The organism is Mangrovibacterium sp., assembly GCF_059905295.1.
This window is the reverse complement of sequence record NZ_JBZQJF010000219.1, coordinates 1-20,760: the sequence shown is the minus strand read 5'-3', so window position 1 is coordinate 20,760 and position 20,760 is coordinate 1. Positions and strand designations below refer to the sequence as shown.

Below are 20,760 nucleotides of genomic sequence, written 5' to 3'. Positions count from 1 at the left end.
TATATAATTACGAATGCTGTTTTCAAGCAGCCATCCGATAACCGGCATGACAGCTTGGAATAAAGCTAAAAGGAAAGCTAATTTTACGGCTTGAAAAAAACGAATTTTGGGCAGACTTAAGCCACTGGTGACTGATACTGCAAATGAGTCAACCGATAATCCCATAGCCAGCACGATGATCGTATAGTAATACATTCCACTAGATTTTGAGATGCAAAATTACAAAAAAAGTGGTTGGTATAAGGCAAATTTGAGCTGTTGAGGGTTTTAAAGCGGCTTTGCAAGATGAAACAAGCCCATGAATGCTTTTGCAACCATGGGCTTGGGTGTTAAATATTTTTTTGTGGCTTAATTCGATTCGATCAGGGAGATCAGTTTTTTGCCGATTTCTTCGTTTTTCATGATCCCGGTAAATTGGTCCGCTCCCGGGCCAAAAGCAAAGACCGGAACCATTACTCCGGTATGATGACCATAGATGAATGAGCCTTTTACCATGCCGGTTTTCATATTGCCACCGGTAAGGGCCATTCCTCCTGTTTCATGATCTGCTGTGATAATGATCAAGGTTTCGCGATCTTTGGCAGCAAATTCCAGGGCTTTCCCAATGGACTGATCAAAGTCGAGCATTTCCTCAACAACATAGTTGGTGTTATTTTGGTGGCCACCCCAGTCAATTTGTGAGCCTTCAACCATCATGAAAAAGCCCTTCTTATTCTTGCTTAAAATGTTTAGTGCTGTTTCTGTAGCTCGGGGTAACATGTTGTCGCGTTCCGATGCTACCGGGTTATGCTCTGCCGCTGTTAACCCAGCTAGCTTACCTGATTTCACTTTTTCAATCTCATCCATGTTCTGCAATACGGTGTAGCCATTTTTCTTGAGATCTTCGGTTAAGTCTTTACCATCTTTACGGTCGGTGAAATGTTTGTAGCCACCACCAATGAAAACATCAATGTCTGTTTTTAGAAAATCAGCGGCAATCGCCTCGTACATGTTACGCGAGGGTTGATGTGCAATGAATGAAGCAGGAGTTGCATGCGTGATGGCTGAAGTTGAAACCAAACCGGTTGATTTACCCTCTTCTTCGGCAATTTCGAGCATTGTTGGGTGTGCGATGGTATCCGTATCAACACCAATAGCGCCATTGTATGTGCGGTAGCCACTCGAAAGGGCTGTACCTCCTGCTGCAGAGTCTGTTATGTAGTTGTCGGCTGATTGTGTTTTGGAAAAGCCGATATGCTTGAAGTTGTCCAGAAAAAGTCTTCCGTGATTCGCTGTCAATCCGGCATAAATTTGAGCCGTACCCATACCATCACCGATCATGAAGATAATGTTTTTGGGGGTCTTGGATTTTGGGGACTCCTGATAGGTTTTCACGGGGTAGGTAATGTTTCCGTGGTAGGTTTTTAACGAGTCCTCTTTGGTAACTGTTTTGTAGTTTTCCTGAGCTAGCAAACTGCTCGTAAATAAAATGGCAATCGCCAGCAAAAATTGTTTTTTCATTGTCATTGTTTTTCAGAAGCACTAAAAGTAAGATACTCTATGTGCAGTGAGGTGAAGCATTAATTACAAAAGTGTGAAATTTTTCAGGCTGGCTTCGATTGATCCCAGCTTTCCCGGTCAAAATCATCGGCCAGTCCATAGCTGATCTGTTTGTCTGTAAATACAAGATTTAAAATTCCTAATACGATAAAGTCTGAAAGAATTCGTTCAGCTTCTTTATAGGTTATCCCGGCTTTTCGGGAATAAGCCGATTGTGTGATATCCGGGTGTTTAGAGAGATAATCGAGCAGGAATTTTTCATCATTAGAGTAGTTAATGAAAATTCCTTTTGGCCGTTTCTGTTTCTTCCATACCTCGATCATCACTTTGTTTGCCAGCTTGTTTTCATCACGATGGCGGTAATAAGCCCACCATTTATCATTTTCGTCTCTGGCAAAGTGTGGCTTATTGGGACTACTTTCAACAATAATTTCGAGCACCACTTTGTTATCTACGAAATGCTGTCGCGAACTGAATTCAATTTCCGGTTTGCTGAAAATTTTGGCTGCCGACTCAATCATGTAATACTCTTCTTCGGAGCGTACACCAGCAATATTGCCATTATCTTTCACTCCGATTAGTAGACGTCCACCGTCGGTATTGGCAAATGCAACGAGCGATTTGGCAATTTTTCGAGAGTCGCTGATACAATATTTGAAATCCTGTTGTTGGTGCTCTCCCTCCAGTATCATCTTCATCAGTTTCATACGCACAACTTATGCCTGGATTTGAAAAAAGAATTGTTTAGATATCAATATTGAACAAGATTCGAACCAAATATCCTAATCCAAACGAAATTAATCCCACCACGGTACTCAGAACAACCATCTCGCCGAAGCGTTGCCGGAATGGTTGATCGTTGGCAACCGAAATATAATAGCTGTATATGAAGACGACAAAAACAGAGTCGAAAACGGCAACAAGCAAGGCTATAAATGGTGAGGTAAACACTAAGTAGGGAACGACCAGAAAAACGACGGCAAAGATATAGGCGATGCCTGTCCATATAGCCGATTTTAGCGCCCCTTCGTGATTTCCTTCCGACTTGTGCGACAAATACTCAGACGAGGACATGGACAGCGCTCCTGATATACCGGTAATAATTCCGGCCAAGGCGACTAATGTCGTATTTTGAAGGGCAAAAGTTAAACCGGCCAATGTTCCTAGTATTTCAACAAGAGCGTCGTTCAGTCCCAGTACGATGGAGCCGATGTATTCCAGTTTTTCTTCTTTAATCATGGCAATCAGCTGGTGCTCGTGTTCGGTTTCTTCTTTCCCGATCTTGATGGCTTCCGGAATTTCCTGGCCAATTTCGGCGTAATTGACTTTTGCGCTGTTTTCAGCTTTTTCCATCAATTTTACGCCAAAGGTTAACCCGAAAATACGGGCAATCCAGTAAAACTTACTGATTTCCCATTTGCTGGGGTTAACTTCGCGGCCGGTATATTTCATCCAGATTTTATAATGACGATGTTCATCCTCCGCAATTTTGTTTAGCGTATCGGCATTCTCCGGATCTTTTATTTTCTTCGCTAACCGGCTGTAAATATGGTACTCGGTAATTTCATTTCGTTGAGCAATAATTAATTGCTTTCGGGTTTCGGGGGAGAGAGCTTTGCGTTCCATTCTAAATTATTTTAGCCACTCGTACAAAAGATAATGCTCTGCAGTCATTCCTGCTTTTTCGTAAACAAGTTGTGCTGTTTGGTTGGTTTTTTCGGCATAAAGACGAATGCCCTTTAGTTCTTCTGTTTGTTCTACCATGTCGCGTATATGCTTGTACATGGCCTTATAAATTCCTTTTTGACGATACTCGGCGACAACATAAACCGATTGAATCCACAGAACAGTGCCGTTTCTCCAATCGCTCCATTCAAAGGTTGTTAGCAGTGATGCAACGACTTTGCCATTGCTTTCGGCAACGTAGTAATTGCCTTTTGCGGGGTCGTCGAAAACAGCTTTAACACCTTTGGTTAAAACCTCTTCGTCTAATTTAAGTTCTTCCGTTTCCCAAGCCATTGCTTGTTGGAAGCCTGCAATGGCTGATGCATCTTCGGGATTTGCTTTCCGAATAAACATGTTAAAATTATTAAGTTTGAAAATTGAATTAGTAAAGTTAGTTTTATTGATCTAAACGAATTATAATTCTCGAATGAAAGTTGTTGTTGCTTCCCAAAATCCGGTAAAAGTTAATGCTGTGTTAAATTCATTTCGTCGGTACTATGACGCTGAAGTTGAAGTTGTGGGAATCTCTGTTCCTTCAGGTGTTTCTGATCAGCCAATGAGTGAAGAAGAAACGAGGCAAGGGGCTGTTAACCGAGCGAACCGAGCCAGTGAACTTGAACCGGGTACTGACTTTTATGTTGGCATCGAAGGGGGTGTTGATCGTGTTGGAGACCGCCTTTTTGCATTTGCCTGGATTGCTATTTCAAATACTGATTTTGATTCGCTCGCGCGAACGGCAACCTTTGAATTGCCTCCCGAAGTCAGCCAATTGATTTTTGAAGGAATGGAACTGGGCGATGCCGATGATCAAGTGTTTAAGAAGAATAACTCCAAGCAGCAAAACGGCGCGGTCGGCCTGCTGACACAAGATTTGGTTACCCGGGAAAAGCTTTATGAACAAGCTGTGTTACTTGCATTAATTCCTTACATGAATCGGGAGCTTTATCCAGCTTCGAAAGTATCTGTTCACTAGCGGTTAAGGTTCATCTTTTTCAGCACATGTTGCAGGCTGATTTTATCTTCGGAAAGCATAATAATCTGAATTTTTAATTCATCCAGTTTTGCTTTCGCCTTAGGGCCAACTTCGCCGGTCACAATTCGGGTAACTTCTTTTCCCTTTAGGAATTCAACAACCCGGGAGCCGACTTCATTCTCTTCGTTGCAATACGGATTACTTACAAAACGACTTGTTTCTCCATCGGTCAAAAGGAAGTACGGAGCACGTCCGAAACGAATGTCCATGCTTGTAGTCAATTTCTTATCGGTTGCACTAATTGCGATCATGGTGTTTTCAATTTATGATTTTGTATTTGTTCCGTCTTTTTCATTTAGGGCCTCCCAGTACTCAACAGCCCGGCGTGTATGAGGAATAACAATTGTTCCGCCAACAAGGTTTGCAATGGAGAACACTTCGAAAATTTCCTCATTGGTAATTCCTTGGTCGTGGCATTTCTCCAGGTGATACTTTATGCAGTCGTCGCAACGTAAAACCATAGAGGAGACAAGCCCCAGCATTTCTTTGGTTGACACTGATAAAGCACCTTCCTGATAGGCCAACGTGTCGACACTGTAGATGCGTTTCATTACCTTATTGTTCGATCCCAGGATTTTTTCATTCATTTTTTCCCGGTAATCTCTGAAATCATTTATCAAATCTCCCATGCCTTTGTTTCTGTTAATTTCTCGAAACGGTTTTGTTTGCCGTTCAAATCTAATATTTGGTTTCGACAATCGGGCTTAAAATCCCCATTTTCTTGTTTGTGCTTAAAAATGGACCAAAAGCCTTGCTGACATGACTTCCTGCTTATTGGTCGCAACTATTATTTACTGATTTGGTTAAAATAGAATTGTTTACGAGAAGGGGGATGAGGAAGTTTATTGTGAATTTTTTTGAAATTTGTCATTTATTGGATTCAATCAATTCTTGTATTAAATCAATTACAACTATATTTGCCCCTTTAAAAATTGCCTGTATGAAGTTATTAATTGTTGGGATTATTATCTGTTTGTTTCAGTTGAGCGGTTATGCTCAGGAAAATCCCTACAATCCGGTTCCTACTTCCACGGAAAATTCAATCCTGAATCGGATCGATGTCCAGCAGGATAGTCGGATCGATAGCTTACTGATTATTCACAAAGAGATGAACCAACGAAAGAATGGAGCCGATGGGTATCGGCTGGAGATCTTTTTTAGTTCCGGAGTTGGAGCACGTGAGAAGGCAATGAATGTGCGTACCGATTTTTTAACCAACTATCCGGATATTCCGGCGTATATGTCCTTCTCGAGTCCCGATTTTAAAATTCGGGTTGGAGATTGCCGCACCAAGAGTGAGGCATTGCAGCTTAAAGAGAAAATTAAAAAGAACTATCCGAATGCGTTTATCGTTCCGGATATTATTCAATTTCCCAAACTATACACAGATTCAAAGTAAGTAATGAGTGAGTTAATAAAACACGAGTGTGGTATTGCCCTGATTCGGTTAAGAAAGCCATTGAGTTATTATCAGGAAAAGTATGGTACCTGGCAATATGGCTTGAACAAGCTTTACCTGTTAATGGAAAAGCAGCATAATCGCGGGCAGGATGGGGCCGGTGTAGTGAGTGTTAAGTTAAATCTGAAACCAGGTCAGGAATACATTCACCGTTATCGTTCGGTGGAGCAAAACCCGATTAAAGATGTTTTTGATAAAGTTGGGAAGCCTGTAAAAAAGGCTATGAAGGCCGGAAAAGATATCAATAATCTGGGATGGGTTTACGAAAATTTACCCTTTGCTGGTGAATTGTATCTGGGACACCTTCGTTACGGAACGTTCGGGAACAACAGCATTGAATTTGTGCACCCGGTGATGCGTCAAAATAACTGGAAATCCAGAACTTTGGTTTTGGCTGGTAACTTCAACCTGACCAATACTGATGAATTGTTCCAGAAATTGATCGATTTAGGACAGCATCCGAAGAATTATACTGATACAGTAACTGCCTTGGAAAAGGTTGGTCACTTCCTGGATGAGGAAAACCAATTTCGTTTCCGCCAATATAAAAATGAAGGTTTCTCAAATCGCGAAATTTCTCCGCTAATTGAGAAAACATTAGACGTGCAAAGTATTGTTGAAAATGCCAGTAAAGACTGGGATGGTGGCTATGCAATGGCAGGTCTGATTGGTCATGGTGATGCATTTGTTGCCCGTGATCCATGGGGAATTCGTCCGGCTCATTATTACATTGACGATGAGATTGTTGTGGTGGCATCAGAGCGCCCGGTAATTCAGACAGTGATGGATGTTAAAGGTGAAGATGTTCACCAAATCAAACCGGGAGAAGCCTTAATTATTAAGAAGGATGGAAGTGTGTCAACTCAGTTTGTTCGTGTTCCGCATAAGCGGAAATCATGTTCGTTCGAGCGTATTTATTTCTCGCGTGGTAGCGATAAAGATATTTACCAGGAGCGTAAAGCTTTAGGTCACTTGTTGGCGCCAACTATTCTTAAGTCCATTGAATTTGACATGTTGAATACGGTGTTTTCTTATATTCCAAATACATCGGAAACAGCATTCTACGGTATGATGCAAGGTGTTCGCGATCACCTGATGGTTTGGAAAAAGGAGCAAATCCGGATTAAAAACGGAAATATTACGGAGGAAGATCTGGAGAATATTATTTCTTTGGAACCGCGCGTTGAAAAGATTGCAATTAAGGACGTAAAGCTGCGTACTTTTATTGCCGACGATGCTAGCCGTGATGATTTGGTCGCTCACGTGTATGATGTGACTTACGGGGTGATTAAAGAAAATACCGATTCATTGGTGATCATTGACGACTCAATTGTTCGTGGAACCACACTTAAAAAGAGTATTCTAAAGATATTAGCTCGATTAAAACCAAAACGTATTATCGTGGTTTCGTCAGCACCGCAAATTCGCTATCCTGACTGCTACGGAATTGATATGGCTGTTTTGGGTAAATTTATTGCGTTTAATGCTGCGATCGAGCTGTTGAAAGATCACAATAAAGAGCATATCATTGATGAGGTTTACAATAAATGTAAGGCTCAGGAAAACCTTCCGAAAGAAGAAATTGTGAACTACGTAAAAGAGATTTATCGTCAGTTTACACCAGAGCAAATCTCTGAGAAGATTGCAGAATTGTTGAAGCCGGAAGGTTGTCAGGCGGAGGTAGAGGTTGTTTACCAAAGCGTGGAGAACTTGCATAAAGCCTGCCCGAATGATACTGGCGACTGGTATTTCACCGGTGACTATCCAACCCCGGGTGGAAATAAAGTTGTGAATACGTCTTTCATTAACTTTGTAGAAGGCTTCGAAGGTAGAGCATATTAATACAAAATATAGAAACGAAAAAAGCAGGCTTTTGCGGCCTGCTTTTTTTATGCTGTGTCTTTTGAAATTACTTGATTTCTGGGAAGCTATCGCCTTTATCTTTGATGTAAGTTTCAATGTGACGATCTCGTTTGGCGTCGTAAATGTCTTTAATTGTAACGATGATGCCAGTTTCCTCAACATCTCCAAATCGATCATTCAGCACGGTTCCAAAAGTTCGCATTGAAGGGCTCAGGTTCATGTATGCGTTAATCAGTGGAGGGATGTTCTCTCCGAGCTCGCGCACTTTCTGTGTCAGAATGCGATAATCTTCGTTGTAAGATCCGCCACAGAAAATCTTCTCGATCTCTTCTTTGTTCATGTGCAGATCAATAGGATTTTTGGGATAGACCAATTTTTCTGAATCATTGAAGTACTTGTCGAAGAAGAAAAGAATCAGGTTGCGCGCATCAATATTGAAATGGGTATACATCGTCACTTTCCCGAAGAAATATTTGATTTCCGGATGGTCAACAGTCAGTGCTCCCAATCCGTCCCAAAGGTTGTCTAATGCAAACAGGGCTTTGGCTCCGGCTTTACTGGATTGGTAGGCCGGTTGAACAAAAGAACGCCCTAGTTCCAAGGTGTGCGGCATATAATCTTCCAGGAATTTGTCGGAAAAATGAAACAGGCGAGCTGTTGCCAGTTCTACTTCACCGTTTTCGTCCCGCGATAATCCGTCGCATATTAAGTAGCGGTATCCTCCCAGAATTTCCTGTGCGTCAGGATCCCATACGATCAACTGTTTGTATGGTGCTTCCTGTGTGTCGTATTGATCGATGTCAAGATCTTTACCTGTTCCACCGCCTGCTTCTCTAAACGTAATTTCCCTCAAGCGTCCGATTTCGTGCATAACGTTTGGGGAATCGTGGTAAGTAACCACGTAGATCTCATTAGCACCTTTGTTTGTTTTCCTTAAAAGCTTCTCTGGGGTCAGTTCGTCCAGAATTGCTTCTTTTGCAACGGGTGCAGCAATCTCCTTCATAATCTTTATGCTTGATTTAAATGATCCACAAAACTATAAAAAAATATTTACAGTAGGTTTTGGAAGTGCTTCAATATTAACTAGGCTTTATTGGAAAGTTGATACAATACCCGGCGAACTTCGTCGGCCCACTCCTTTTGTGTTTTGCTACTGTCGAATGTTTCGTACGAAATGGGTTGGCCAAAGGTTAATTGAAAAGTCTTGTTCTTTTGCTTGAACGTTTCGTCTGCCAGGTAGAACATCTCGATGTTCCATTTGATGCCGATAGCTTTTCTAAAGTTTGACAGCCTGTAGAAAAAGTTTGAATTATGTCCGCTGATATGGACAGGAATGACTGCACGCTTGTGTTCGACTGCTTTTTGAATGAAATGCTTTTTCCAGTCGGTGTCTATGATTTCACCTTTGATTTTGCGGCTTGCTAAGCCGGCAGGGAAGATTAATATTTGTTTATCAGATTGGTAGGTCGCTTCAATTTGTTTTGCTGCAGCCCGGCTATGGCCACCGTGTTTATTGATGGGGACAAATACTGGGGCAAGTGGCTTTATTTGCATGAGAACATCGTTGACTAGAAAACGAAGATTCCCCAGCTTTTTATATACATTACTCATGAGTAATAGTGAGTCAAAGCCACCAAGAGGGTGGTTCGCGACAAAAATAAAACGACCTTCCTCCGGTATGTTTTCCAATCCTGTCACTTTTTCCTGTACCCCGAAATATTCAATTGTTTTCTGTACGAACTCAATTCCTTCAAGGTGTCCGTAATTGGAGATGATCTCGTTGCATTCATCAACGTGTACAATCCGGTTAATATATCTGTAAATAAAACCGGGTATGAGGCGTGCCAATTTGGGATTCTTTTCCTTGAAGAGTGCCTTTATGTTGATCGGTTTTAATTTATTTTTTGCTTGCTCTTCCATGTTTTGAGTTGAATTTAATTCGAAAATAGGAAAATATTCCTGAAGTGTGACAGGTGAAGTAGTGAGGGGGAATGTTGAAGTTTTTCCAAGGTGTTTTATTAACAGGTGTTGATAACTTATCAACAATGTAAAAAGCTGAAAAACAATGCCTGTTTGGATTTAATGAACGGATTGTGTTGCTTTATGAACAGTCAGTGAACAGATCTTCCGGAGATTTAAGGTGGATAAAAGTGACTGAAAGTGGAATAGAGTGGATTTTTGCTGTGAAATTTTATAATTTTACGATTGGGAAATAGGCATTTAGCATATGAACTTCTCAGCAGAAAAAAAAGCAACATTTGACGAAAAAGGACGCGTTGTTCTGCCTGCCGATTATAAGAATGAAATGGGAGGAGGTATTCCCGGTGGCCAAATGGCCATCGAAGTGGATCCTTATGAGAAGTGCTTAAATATCTATCCGATGGAAGCCTGGGAGACGCGGCTGGGGTATTTTACCAGTAAGTTGAACAGGAATAACCGCGAGCAGAGTCGTTTGCTCGATATGATCTACCGAAGTTTTAAGGTTGTTCAGGTGCCGGATAGTTGTCGAATGAATTTCCCGAATAACTTTTTGGCAAAAGTTGGGATCAAAAAAGATGTGGTGTTTGTAGGTCAGGGCGAACGCATTCGTTTGTGGGATGCTGCTGAATACGATGCTTACATTAGCTCTATGGGTGATTACGGCGATTTGTTTGGGAAACATTTTGGGGATTTGGAGGAATTCTAGTGGATCAGGTTTATCATGTACCGGTTTTGTTGGGTGAAAGTATTGAGGGGCTGAATATTCAGAAGGACGGCGATTATGTTGACGTTACTTTTGGCGGTGGAGGTCACTCTCGTGAGATCTTAAAGAATCTCGATCACGGTCGTTTGTTTGCTTTCGATCAGGATGAAGATGCTGCAGAAAATGCGTTCGATGACGAACGCTTTATTTTTATACGACACAACTTTAAATACATCCGGAATTTTTTACGCTTTAAAGAAGTTGAGCTGGTTGATGGAATTTTGGCCGACTTGGGGGTTTCTTCGCATGATTTTGATGTTGCTGAACGGGGTTTTTCCTTTCGTTTTTCAGGAGAGCTTGATATGCGTATGAATCGTGATTCCTCGCGCACGGCTGCAGATGTTGTCAACCAGGAGAGCGAAGAAAGCCTGATTCGGATTTTTAAAGATTATGGCGAAGTTGAAAATGCCCGACGGCTGGTGCGACAGATTATCTCCGCTCGGCAAGTGAGTCCTATAAAGACCATTGATCAGTTTAAAGAATCAATCGCACCTTGCGTGCCGAAAAGAACGGAAACAAAATATTTAGCCAAGGTTTTTCAGGCTTTGCGCATTGAGACGAATGGTGAACTGGATGTGCTGAAGGAATTCTTGGAGCAAAGCGCTGATTTGTTGAAGCCGGGTGGTCGTTTGGTGGTGATTACTTATCACTCGCTGGAAGATCGTTTGGTGAAGAATTTTATCAAAACCGGAAACTTCGAAGGGAAGCAGGAAAAAGACTTCTTTGGAAATGTGACCTCGAGTTTGCAGGCGGTCAACCGAAAAGTGATTGTTCCCACGGAGGAAGAGATTGAACGAAATCCGAGAGCCAGAAGTGCGAAACTGAGAATTGCAGAAAAGCTATGAGTGAAGAGTCATCAAATAAAGAGAAGGCGAAGGGCAGGCGTCCAATCCTGAAATCTTTTCTGGGGGGGAGTATTCTGGCCAGTGAAAAAGCGCTGAGTCAGATTCCTTTTGTATTGTATGTGGTGTTCTTGCTCATTTTGGTAATCGCTAATCGTTACTGGTCGGAGAAAACACTGACCGACATGGAGGCTGTTCAGGATTCGATTAAAGAGTTGCGTGCATCATCGGTAACATTTGAAACGGAACTCATGCGGATGAATCGGCCGTCAACGATTGCCAATAAAGTTTACGATAGTGGGTTGGATTTAATTGAACCGCAGGAACCGGCACGCAAACTTAAAGTAGAGAAGTTGGAAAAATAGGCGACAGTAGTCGTTGTTGAGATAAAGAATATTGTCAATTCGGTTTGTTGAATGGAGATTAGAAAGTACATAACCTTACGTTTTGGGATCATTTATTTTATGGTCATGGCACTCACTGCAACAATTGTGGTGAAACTGTTCATGATTCAGAATATAGATACCGAAAAGTGGGAGGAGATTGCCAAAAATCTGAAATCATCGACTTCCGAAATTCAAGCTAAGCGCGGTAACATTTGTGCTGATGATGGAAGTATTCTGGCGACCTCAATCCCGTATTACGAGTTGAGGTTCGATTTGAAAGCTCCCCGTATTGTTCGAGATTACTCGGAGAAAAGCGATGCCTTTTGCGAAGAGGTGGCAAAGTTCTTCGGAATCTCCAAAAATCAGTTTAAACAACGGTTGAATGCTGCATTCAGAAAAGGCAGTCGTTGGTTCTTGATTTATCCTGATCGGATTAATTATAATCAGCTACAGGATTTTAAGCGTCTGGAGATGTTGAAGCAATCCAATTTTGGAAGTGGATTGATTGTGATTGGCGATAGCGAGCGTATTATGCCTCATGGCGATATGGCTAGCCGTACAATTGGAACATTAAATAAAGGAGCGTATGGTGGTATTCATGGTAATGTGGGGTATTCCGGCATTGAGGGCTTGATGGAGAACGAGCTTGCCGGTGTTAACGGATTGGCCTTGAAGAAAAACTATTCCGGACATTGGGTTGATGTTCCGATTACCGACCCGCAGGACGGGCGGGATGTAATTACAACGTTGAATGTCAATTTACAGGATTTTACAGAGAATGCCTTGATGCGACAAATGGATAAGTCGCAGGCCGAATGGGGAACTGCAGTTGTGATGGAAGTTGCAACCGGCGATGTAAAGGCAATTGCAAATATTGGCCGTCGTAAGGATGGTACTTATGGAGAAAGCTATAATTACGCTTTGGGACATGCAGGGTGTAGCGAGCCTGGTTCAACTTTTAAGTTGGTTTCTCTAATGGTAGCCATGGAGGATGGTTATGTAGATACGACTGATGTGTTTGATACGGGAATTGGTCGTTGGGACTATAAAGGCCAAACAATTTACGATAGTGACTATGGACATGGTGGACATGGTGCTATCAATGTGAAACAAATTCTGGAGTTATCCTCCAATGTTGGTGTTGCCAAGGTTATTACAAAATACTACGAAGGTCATGAACGCGATTTTATCGATCGGATCTATAATTTCGGATTAAACAAACCATTGGGTTTGGGCTTTGCCGGCGAGGGTGTGCCCTATATTAAATATCCGACCGATAATGTTTGGTGGGGGCCTTCACTGGCTTGGATATCGTATGGCTACGAAATTAAATTAACGCCGATTCAGACTTTAACCTTTTATAATGCTGTTGCAAACGGAGGTCGAATGGTGAAACCGAGATTTGTGAAAGAGATTCGCGAAAATGGTTTGCTTTATCGCAAGTTCGACACCGAAGTGTTGAATCCTTCCATTTGTTCAGCTTCAACTTTATCCAAGGCAAAAGCGATGCTGGAAGGGGTTTGTACAGAAGGAACGGGGCGTGCACTGCAAAATCCGCATTTCCCGATAGCTGGGAAGACAGGTACTGCTCAGGTTGCTTACGACAATGAAGGTTACTCGAAAGGTGGTAAAAAATACCAAGCATCATTTTGCGGGTATTTCCCGGCTGACGATCCTAAATATTCAATCATTGTGGTTGTGGTTGGGCCCAAGGGGCTTTACTATGGAGGCTCGGTGGCTGGGCCTGTATTTAAAGAGGTTGTGTCGAAGGTTTATGCCTCTTTCCTCGAACCACGGGATGATGAAAATGATTCAAAAACGGATGAGCCTCATGAGGCTGAACCGGTACAGATAGTCGATAATGGATTTTGTTCCGATGTTCTTGAAGCTTCGGAGGAACTGGGTCTGGATGTCGATGATGATCAGTTCGATGGAGATTTGGCAAAGCTGGAAGTCTCCGACAAAACAACAGCTGTTAATAGTCGTGAGATTAAAACAGGTGTTGTGCCGAATGTGGTGGGGATGACGGCTAGCGATGCTTTGTTTTTGCTCGAAAAGTCAGGCTTGAGCGTGAAAATGAGGGGTTTGGGAAAAGTGAGTAGGCAGTCGCTGAAAGCAGGAAATAAGATAAGTAAAGGTCAAACTATCTATTTGGAGTTGAGTTAAAATGAAAACATTAGAGGGTATATTAAGAGGAATTGAGCATGAACTGGTTGCCGGTAGTCTTTCGACTGCCGTTAGCCAGATTCAGTTTGACTCGAGAAAGGTAAAAGCGGGTGACGTTTTTGTGGCGACAACCGGAACGCATGTCGATGGTCACGACTTTATTGGAAAGGCTATTGAGAGTGGAGCTGTTGCGATTATTGCTGAACGCAGCGATGTTGAAGTTGGGGCGGCAGCACTGGTGAAGATTGAAAATACAGCTGCTGCTTTAGGCTTAATGGCTGCTAATTTCTATGGAAATCCGTCGCAAAACCTGAAGGTGGTGGGGGTCACCGGAACGAACGGAAAAACAACGATTGCGACCTTATTATATAAGCTGTTTATTCAATTGGGGTATCAGGCTGGTCTGATATCAACCATTAAATATTACGTGGGAGAAGAAGAGTTTTCTTCATCGCATACTACACCGGATTCATTACAGATTCAGGCGTTGATGGCCAAAATGGTTGAGGCTGGTTGTGAATATTGCTTTATGGAGGTTAGCTCGCATGCAATTCATCAGGATCGGATTGCCGGTATTGCCTTCCAGGGAGGAATTTTTACGAACCTGACACATGATCACCTGGATTATCACAAAACTTTTGCTGAATACCTGAAGGCTAAAAAGAAATTTTTCGATAACCTGCCAGCTACGGCCTTTGCACTTACAAATGCTGATGAGAAAAATGGCAAGGTTATGCTTCAAAATACGAAAGCATTGCAAAAATCATACGGATTGAAGTCGTTGGCCGATTTTAAATGTAAGGTGCTCGAGAAACATCTTGATGGTATGTTGTTGCTAATCGATGGTACGGAAGTCTGGACACATTTTTCAGGAATCTTTAATGCTTACAACCTGATGGCAGTTTATGCTTCTGCCATTCTTTTGGATGAACAGCCAGACAAGGTTTTGCCACTTATTAGCGAGCTTCGTCCTGTTGCCGGGCGGTTTGAAATTTTGCGCTCGCCTGATGGAAAATATGCCATTGTGGATTACGCACATACACCCGACGCATTGAAGAATGTGTTGAGCGGGATTAGTGAAATACGCACAGGCAATGAACAGGTTATTACTGTTGTTGGTGCCGGTGGCGACCGCGATAAAACCAAACGTCCGGTGATGGCTAAAGAGGCCGTTATGCAGAGCGATAAGGTGATTCTTACATCCGATAATCCGCGCACCGAGGTGCCGGAACAAATTATTGCCGACATGGAAGTTGGTGTTGAGGCACATCAGCGCAGAAAAGTGTTGTCGATTGTCAACCGTAAAGAGGCGATTCGCACAGCCTGTATGTTGGCAGTTCCAGGCGATATCATTTTAGTTGCCGGTAAAGGACATGAAGACTACCAGGAAATCAATGGTGTGAAACATCACTTTGATGACAAGGAAGTTATTCGCGAAATTTTTAATCAGTAGAACCCAGAAAAAAGAAGACGATGTTTGATTTATTATATGAATGGTTAAAGCAGTTTGATATTCCGGGAATCGGGATGTTGCAATACATTTCGTTTCGGTCATCAGCCGCAATTATAACCTCATTGTTTATTACAATGGGCTTTGGTAAGAAGCTCATTCGGATGCTCCAAAAGAAACAAATTGGAGAAGAGATCCGAGATCTGGGACTCGAAGGTCAGCTGCAGAAAAAAGGAACGCCAACAATGGGAGGTATCATCATATTGGCATCCATTATCATTCCTACGCTTTTGTTTGCACAGCTGAATAATATCTATATCATTCTTATGCTGGTAACTACAGTTTGGTTAGGCATCATCGGGTTTATCGACGACTATATTAAAGTTTTCCTGAAAGATAAGGAGGGTTTGGCCGGTAAGTTCAAGATTTTAGGACAAGTTAGTTTGGGTGTTATCGTTGCGTCAACCTTGTATCTTTCGCCGGACGTTGTTGTTCGCGAGAAAGTGAAAAATGCGAAAGGCGACTTTGTTAAGGAGATTGTTGTAGAAAATGAGACTGGTCAGCAAGCGGTGAATTTTGTCACTAAAGATGTGAAGTCTACTAAAACAACCATTCCGTTTATCAAGAATCATGAGTTCGATTACAAGTGGATGGTGAATTTCATGGGAGATAGTGCCGAATGGATGCGTTGGGTGATTTATGTGTTGGCAATTATCCTGATCATTACAGCAGTGTCGAATGCTGCCAACCTGACCGATGGTATTGATGGACTGGCTACGGGAACCTCGGCGATTAGCGGGGTTACACTCGGTATATTGGCTTACTTAAGTGGTAACATCATTTACGCCGATTATCTCAATATCATGTATATCCCGCACATTGGTGAGTTAACGGTTTTCATTGCTGCCTTTATTGGTGCTACTGTTGGCTTCCTGTGGTGGAATTCTTATCCGGCACAGGTTTTTATGGGAGACACGGGGAGTTTGGCGCTTGGTGGTATTCTGGCTGTTTTTGCAGTGATTATCCGTAAGGAAATTTTGATCCCGATTTTGTGCGGCATCTTCCTGCTCGAGAACCTTTCGGTAATCATCCAGGTGAGCTATTTCAAATACACCAAAAAGAAATATGGTGAAGGGCGGCGTGTCTTTTTGATGAGTCCAATCCATCACCACTATCAGAAAAAAGGCATTCCTGAAGCGAAAATTGTGACACGCTTCTGGATCGTGGGAATTGTGTTGGCTGTATTCACGATTGCAACATTAAAGATGCGTTAAGCATGAGCAATCGCATTGTCATATTAGGAGCAGGCGAAAGCGGAGTTGGATCAGCAATTCTGGCTCAGAAAAAAGGCTTTGATGTTTGGGTGTCGGATGCCGGTTTCATCAAACCAAAATATAAAGAAGTTCTTTCAAATTATGCGATTCCTTTTGAAGAAGGAACACACACGGAAGATGAAATCCTGAAGGCTGTTGAGGTGATCAAAAGCCCGGGAATTCCGGAGAAGGCCCCGATGGTGAAGAAGCTTCGTGAACTTGGAGTTCCGGTGATTTCGGAGATTGAATTTGCCGGTCGTTATTGCAAGGCAAAAACAATTTGCATTTCCGGAAGTAACGGGAAAACGACCACCACGATGCTGACTTTTCATTTACTGCAAAGTGCCGGGTTGAACGTTGGCTTAGCGGGAAACGTGGGACAAAGCTTTGCCTGGCAAGTGGCCGAAAAGGATTTCGACTATTATGTGATTGAGTTGAGCAGTTTTCAGCTGGATGGGATGTATGAGTTTAAAGCCGACGTGGCAGTTTTGCTCAATATCACGCCCGATCATCTCGATCGCTATGAATATAAATTTCAGAATTATGTGGACTCAAAATTCCGCATCATTCAGAACCAGACCGAAACGGACTTTTTTATTTACTGGTCCGAAGATCCGGTCATTCAGGAAGAATTGAAAAAAAGAACGATTGCGGCAACTAGCCTTCCTTTCGCTTACGAAGAAGCGCCGGAAGACGGAGCCGGAATCAACAATGATACATTAACAATTAATTGGAACAAAAACACATTCAGTATGTCCATATTTGATATTGCTTTGCAAGGAAAACACAATGCCTATAATTCCATGGCTGCAGGTCTGGCCGGGAAGGTGTTGAACATCAGGAATGAGAAAATCAGAGAGAGTCTTTCTGATTTCAGAGGAGTAGAGCACCGGTTGGAACGTTTCCTGAAGGTGCACGGAATCGAGTTTATTAACGACTCGAAAGCAACAAATGTCAATTCAACCTGGTATGCGTTGGAGAGTATCAATCGCCCGGTTGTATGGATTGTTGGCGGTGTTGATAAAGGGAATAATTACAAGGAACTGGAGCAACTTGTTCGTGAGAAGGTAAAAGCGATTGTATGCCTTGGAAAAGACAATCGAAAAATTGTGGATTTCTTTACCGGCATTGTACCGGATATTATCGAGACCGATGATATTAAAGATGCCGTTCGGGCATCGTATTACCTGGCAAAAGATGGTGAAATTGTGTTGTTGTCACCTGCTTGTGCAAGTTTCGATTTGTTCGAGAGTTACGAAGATCGTGGTCGGCAGTTTAAAATGGCCGTTCGCGAATTATAATCTGAATGTGAATTTTTTACGAAGTCAGTAGAATTAGAAAGATGAAATACACGCTGAAGGATATTATCAAAGGAGATCGCACGCTTTGGGTAGTGCTTTTCGTGTTGTCGCTGGCTTCCATACTGATTGTGTACAGTGCAACCGGACGGTTAGCCTACCGTGAAGCCGGTGGACATACGGCTCACTACCTGGTGCGACATACTTTCTTTATGTTGATCGGATTTGGGGTGATGGCTTTTCTGGTAAATGTGGTGCCTGTTAAATTTTATTCGCTGATAGCCCCAACGGCGCTAATTGTCACAATTGGGCTGTTGCTGTTGGCGCTTATTCAATATAAACTAACAGGAAAAGCAACGCCGCGCTCGCTCGATTTGAAATTTATCAGCTTTCAACCAGCTGAGTTGGCGAAAATTTCCTTAGTGATGTTTGGCGCTAAAATGCTGGCTAGCCGACAGAAATCGGATGCAGAATTGCGCAAAGCATTTTTTTGGGTGCTTGGCGCAAGTGTGTTGGTTTGCGGTATTATTTCCATCGGAAATATCTCAACTGCCGGTGTAATTTTTATGGGAATGATGGGGTTGATGTTTGTCGCAAGGGTTCCTTTTAAATATATGGGTTTGACGGTGCTTGGTGGAATATTACTGTCGTTGACGATGTATTTTGCGGCGCCTTACCTTCCGCATTCATTTGGTCGGGTGCAAACCTTCCGCCAGCGTATCGACGATCACCTGTTTGGTGATAAGGATGCTGAAGAGGGCACAACACAAGCCGATTATGCCAAACTCGCCATTTTTGAAGGTGGTTTAATTGGCAAAGGTCCCGGAAGCAGTGATGTTAGTAATTATATGGAAGCTGCTTACAACGACTTTATCTATGCCATTTTTGTTGAAGAATATGGGATTGTTGGAGGAGTTGTTATTGTATTGCTGTATCTCATCTTCCTGTTTCGGGGAGTGGCTATTGTTCGGGCAAGTACGCGAACATTTCCGGCCTTTCTTGTCACAGGATTGGTGCTAATATATACCATTCAGGCGTTTGTCAACATGTCGGTTTCAACCGGGCTGATGCCGGTGACCGGCCAACCTTTACCCTGGATTAGTATGGGGGGAACCTCGTTGATATTTACGGCAGCCGGCTTTGGTCTGATTTTGTCTGTTAGTTATCTTAACAAGCAAAATAAAAGTAATGAAGGAGAGGCTGCTGATGCAGCAGTTGTTGTAAATATTCCGGATGAGGATCAGGAATTGAAATAATTTGAAAAAAATATAAGAATACGGTAAATCATGACATTAAAAGTAATCATTAGCGGAGGAGGAACCGGAGGACATATTTTCCCGGCTTTGTCTATTGCGAACGAGCTAAAGCAAGAGCTGCCTGATGTGGATATACTCTTTGTTGGGGCTTTGGGCAAAATGGAGATGGAGCGCGTCCCTGCAGCAGGTTACCCAATTGTTGGTTTGCCGGTAATGGGCTTGCCGCGCAAAGCATCGCTAAAGATGTTCAAATTTGTGTGGATGCTTTATCAGAGTATGCGCAAAGCTCGTAAAGTGATTAAAGATTTTAAGCCTGATGTGGCTATTGGTGTTGGTGGCTTTGCCAGCGGACCTGTTCTGAAGGCTGCAGTGAAAGCCGGTGTGCCTGCTGTTTTGCAGGAGCAAAACTCCTATGCAGGGGTAACCAATAAGCTACTTTCTGCCAAAGTGCGGAAAATTTGTGTTGCCTATCCGAATATGGAGCGGTATTTCCCGGCTGAGAAGTTAGTCGTTACCGGTAATCCAGTTCGTCAGAATCTATTGCAGCCCGTTGGTCGCGAAAAGGCTTTGGAGGCTTATAAGCTGAGCGCTGACAAACCTGTTGTTTTTGTGGTTGGTGGAAGTCTTGGAGCTCGCAGTTTGAATGAAAGCGTGATGGCTAACCTGGATTATATTGCCGAAAGTGGAGTGCAGGTTGTGTGGCAAACCGGTAAGATTTATTACAAAGAAATGTTAGAGCGGTTGTCAGGAAGGCAGCCTGCAAATTTGCAGGCCATGGAATTCCTTACCGATATGGATTTGGCTTACAAAGCGGCTGATTTGGTGATCTCCAGAGCAGGTGCCGGAACCATCTCAGAGCTTTGCTTACTTGGGAAACCATCGGTGTTGATGCCGTCGCCAAATGTGGCCGAAGATCATCAAACTAAAAATGCCATGGCTTTGGTTGAAAATCATGCGGCAGTGATGGTGAAAGATGCTGATGGACCAGAGACGTTATTTAAAGAAGCTTTTAGCCTTGTGAAAGATAAAGAACGATTGGCGGAGCTGGCAGAGAATAGTAAGAAATTAGCCAAGCCCAATGCAACAGCCGATATTGTCAAAGTTATTTTGGGTGAAGTAAAGAAGAAATGACAGATTTAAACAACATAGAACAAGTTTATTTCCTGGGAATCGGTGGAATCGGGATGAGTGCGCTGGCTCGCTGGTTTAAGCATGCCGGTTTTGCTGTATCCGGTTACGACCGTACCGAAACCGAGTTGACCAAAGCTTTGGTGGCGGAAGGGATTGCAGTTCATTATTCCGATCAGCCGCAGATGCTGATGTCCACGCTGCATAAAGAAACTTGTTTGGTGGTGTTAACACCTGCTGTTCCGGGAGACTTGGCGGAACGAATTTACCTGGAAAGTAATGGCTTTACCATTCGCAAGCGCTCCCAGGTGTTGGGAATGATCTGCGATAACGGTAAAACTTGTGCGGTTGCAGGTACGCATGGTAAAACCACTGTTTCCACCATGACGGCTCATATCCTGAAAAGTTCAACTTTGGACTGTTCGGCTTTCCTGGGAGGAATATCAAAGAACTATCAAACTAATCTTTTGCTTTCAGCGAAGAGTGAATGGTTCGTGGCAGAAGCCGATGAATTTGATCGTTCTTTCCTGCAGTTGCATCCGAATTATGCGGTGGTAAC

At 42.8% G+C, this 20,760-nt stretch carries 22 protein-coding genes; 13 read left to right on the top strand and 9 right to left on the bottom strand.

Going from position 1 to position 20,760, the window contains the following annotated elements:
* From AC37HE_RS11490 to AC37HE_RS11470, 5 genes are all read right to left on the bottom strand, one after another.
* Positions 1-195 (bottom strand): hypothetical protein (locus AC37HE_RS11490; protein WP_500782988.1); only part of this gene is annotated, 195 nt, incomplete at its 3' end.
* Positions 196-348: 153 nt separating this feature from the next.
* Positions 349-1,500: an alkaline phosphatase gene (locus AC37HE_RS11485; protein WP_500782987.1), complete on the bottom strand. Its 1,152-nt coding sequence runs from the start codon at positions 1,498-1,500 to the stop codon at positions 349-351.
* Positions 1,501-1,583: 83 nt separating this feature from the next.
* A complete protein-coding gene (locus AC37HE_RS11480) occupies positions 1,584-2,246 on the bottom strand; it encodes an AlbA family DNA-binding domain-containing protein (RefSeq protein ID WP_500782986.1) in 663 nt (220 codons plus the stop codon).
* A 37-nt stretch (positions 2,247-2,283) separates the two neighbouring features.
* Positions 2,284-3,165 carry a VIT1/CCC1 transporter family protein gene (locus AC37HE_RS11475; RefSeq protein ID WP_500782985.1) on the bottom strand — a complete coding sequence of 294 codons (882 nt, stop codon included), beginning with the start codon at positions 3,163-3,165 and terminating at the stop codon, positions 2,284-2,286.
* A 6-nt stretch (positions 3,166-3,171) separates the two neighbouring features.
* Positions 3,172-3,618 (bottom strand): GNAT family N-acetyltransferase, encoded by a 447-nt coding sequence (locus AC37HE_RS11470; RefSeq protein ID WP_500782984.1) that lies wholly within the window; start codon positions 3,616-3,618, stop codon positions 3,172-3,174.
* A gap of 73 nt (positions 3,619-3,691) precedes the next feature.
* Between AC37HE_RS11470 and yjjX the strand changes: the two genes are divergently transcribed.
* Positions 3,692-4,237, top strand: coding sequence for an inosine/xanthosine triphosphatase (yjjX, locus tag AC37HE_RS11465; RefSeq protein WP_500782983.1), 546 nt, complete (start codon positions 3,692-3,694; stop codon positions 4,235-4,237).
* Here the strand turns inward: yjjX and AC37HE_RS11460 are convergent.
* Positions 4,234-4,548 carry a NifB/NifX family molybdenum-iron cluster-binding protein gene (locus AC37HE_RS11460; protein ID WP_500782982.1) on the bottom strand — a complete coding sequence of 105 codons (315 nt, stop codon included), beginning with the start codon at positions 4,546-4,548 and terminating at the stop codon, positions 4,234-4,236. The two genes, yjjX and AC37HE_RS11460, sit on opposite strands and share 4 nt — an antisense overlap.
* 12 nt (positions 4,549-4,560) lie before the next feature.
* Entirely contained in the window at positions 4,561-4,926 is a 366-nt protein-coding gene (locus tag AC37HE_RS11455) for a carboxymuconolactone decarboxylase family protein (RefSeq protein WP_500782981.1), read from the bottom strand.
* 311 nt (positions 4,927-5,237) lie between these two features.
* Between AC37HE_RS11455 and AC37HE_RS11450 the strand changes: the two genes are divergently transcribed.
* Both AC37HE_RS11450 and AC37HE_RS11445 read left to right on the top strand, forming a co-directional pair.
* Entirely contained in the window at positions 5,238-5,696 is a 459-nt protein-coding gene (locus AC37HE_RS11450) for an SPOR domain-containing protein (RefSeq protein ID WP_500782980.1), read from the top strand.
* Positions 5,697-5,699: 3 nt separating this feature from the next.
* Positions 5,700-7,598 (top strand): amidophosphoribosyltransferase, encoded by a 1,899-nt coding sequence (locus tag AC37HE_RS11445; protein ID WP_500782979.1) that lies wholly within the window; start codon positions 5,700-5,702, stop codon positions 7,596-7,598.
* A 67-nt stretch (positions 7,599-7,665) separates the two neighbouring features.
* On the opposite strand, the gene glsB is transcribed toward AC37HE_RS11445, so the two are convergent.
* Positions 7,666-8,622 (bottom strand): glycine N(alpha)-acyltransferase GlsB, encoded by a 957-nt coding sequence (gene glsB, locus AC37HE_RS11440; protein ID WP_500782978.1) that lies wholly within the window; start codon positions 8,620-8,622, stop codon positions 7,666-7,668.
* Between the two features lie 80 nt (positions 8,623-8,702).
* The gene (glsA, locus tag AC37HE_RS11435) at positions 8,703-9,539 is read right to left on the bottom strand and encodes a lyso-glycine lipid O-acyltransferase GlsA (protein WP_500782977.1); all 837 of its coding nucleotides are present in this window, start codon (positions 9,537-9,539) and stop codon (positions 8,703-8,705) included.
* A gap of 307 nt (positions 9,540-9,846) precedes the next feature.
* Here glsA and AC37HE_RS11430 point away from each other — a divergent pair, with 307 nt between their 5' ends.
* From AC37HE_RS11430 to AC37HE_RS11385, 10 genes are all read left to right on the top strand, one after another.
* Entirely contained in the window at positions 9,847-10,305 is a 459-nt protein-coding gene (locus AC37HE_RS11430) for a division/cell wall cluster transcriptional repressor MraZ (protein ID WP_500782976.1), read from the top strand.
* Entirely contained in the window at positions 10,305-11,207 is a 903-nt protein-coding gene (gene rsmH / locus AC37HE_RS11425; RefSeq protein WP_500782975.1) for a 16S rRNA (cytosine(1402)-N(4))-methyltransferase RsmH, read from the top strand. The genes AC37HE_RS11430 and rsmH overlap by 1 nt, the downstream gene beginning before the upstream one ends.
* Positions 11,204-11,569, top strand: a complete 366-nt coding sequence (locus AC37HE_RS11420; protein ID WP_500782974.1) for an FtsL-like putative cell division protein — start codon at positions 11,204-11,206, stop codon at positions 11,567-11,569. Before rsmH ends, AC37HE_RS11420 begins: the two co-directional genes overlap by 4 nt.
* A gap of 51 nt (positions 11,570-11,620) precedes the next feature.
* Positions 11,621-13,756 (top strand): penicillin-binding protein, encoded by a 2,136-nt coding sequence (locus AC37HE_RS11415; RefSeq protein ID WP_500782973.1) that lies wholly within the window; start codon positions 11,621-11,623, stop codon positions 13,754-13,756.
* Position 13,757: 1 nt separating this feature from the next.
* The gene (locus AC37HE_RS11410; RefSeq protein ID WP_500782972.1) at positions 13,758-15,209 is read left to right on the top strand and encodes a UDP-N-acetylmuramoyl-L-alanyl-D-glutamate--2,6-diaminopimelate ligase; all 1,452 of its coding nucleotides are present in this window, start codon (positions 13,758-13,760) and stop codon (positions 15,207-15,209) included.
* A 20-nt stretch (positions 15,210-15,229) separates the two neighbouring features.
* Positions 15,230-16,480: a phospho-N-acetylmuramoyl-pentapeptide-transferase gene (mraY, locus tag AC37HE_RS11405; RefSeq protein ID WP_500782971.1), complete on the top strand. Its 1,251-nt coding sequence runs from the start codon at positions 15,230-15,232 to the stop codon at positions 16,478-16,480.
* 2 nt (positions 16,481-16,482) lie between these two features.
* Positions 16,483-17,820, top strand: coding sequence for a UDP-N-acetylmuramoyl-L-alanine--D-glutamate ligase (gene murD, locus AC37HE_RS11400; protein WP_500782970.1), 1,338 nt, complete (start codon positions 16,483-16,485; stop codon positions 17,818-17,820).
* A gap of 41 nt (positions 17,821-17,861) precedes the next feature.
* Positions 17,862-19,073, top strand: a complete 1,212-nt coding sequence (locus AC37HE_RS11395; RefSeq protein ID WP_500782969.1) for an FtsW/RodA/SpoVE family cell cycle protein — start codon at positions 17,862-17,864, stop codon at positions 19,071-19,073.
* 30 nt (positions 19,074-19,103) lie between these two features.
* Positions 19,104-20,204: an undecaprenyldiphospho-muramoylpentapeptide beta-N-acetylglucosaminyltransferase gene (gene murG, locus AC37HE_RS11390; protein ID WP_500782968.1), complete on the top strand. Its 1,101-nt coding sequence runs from the start codon at positions 19,104-19,106 to the stop codon at positions 20,202-20,204.
* The coding region (locus AC37HE_RS11385; RefSeq protein WP_500782967.1) for a Mur ligase domain-containing protein at positions 20,201-20,760 on the top strand (560 nt) is incomplete at its 3' end. The genes murG and AC37HE_RS11385, both read left to right, overlap by 4 nt.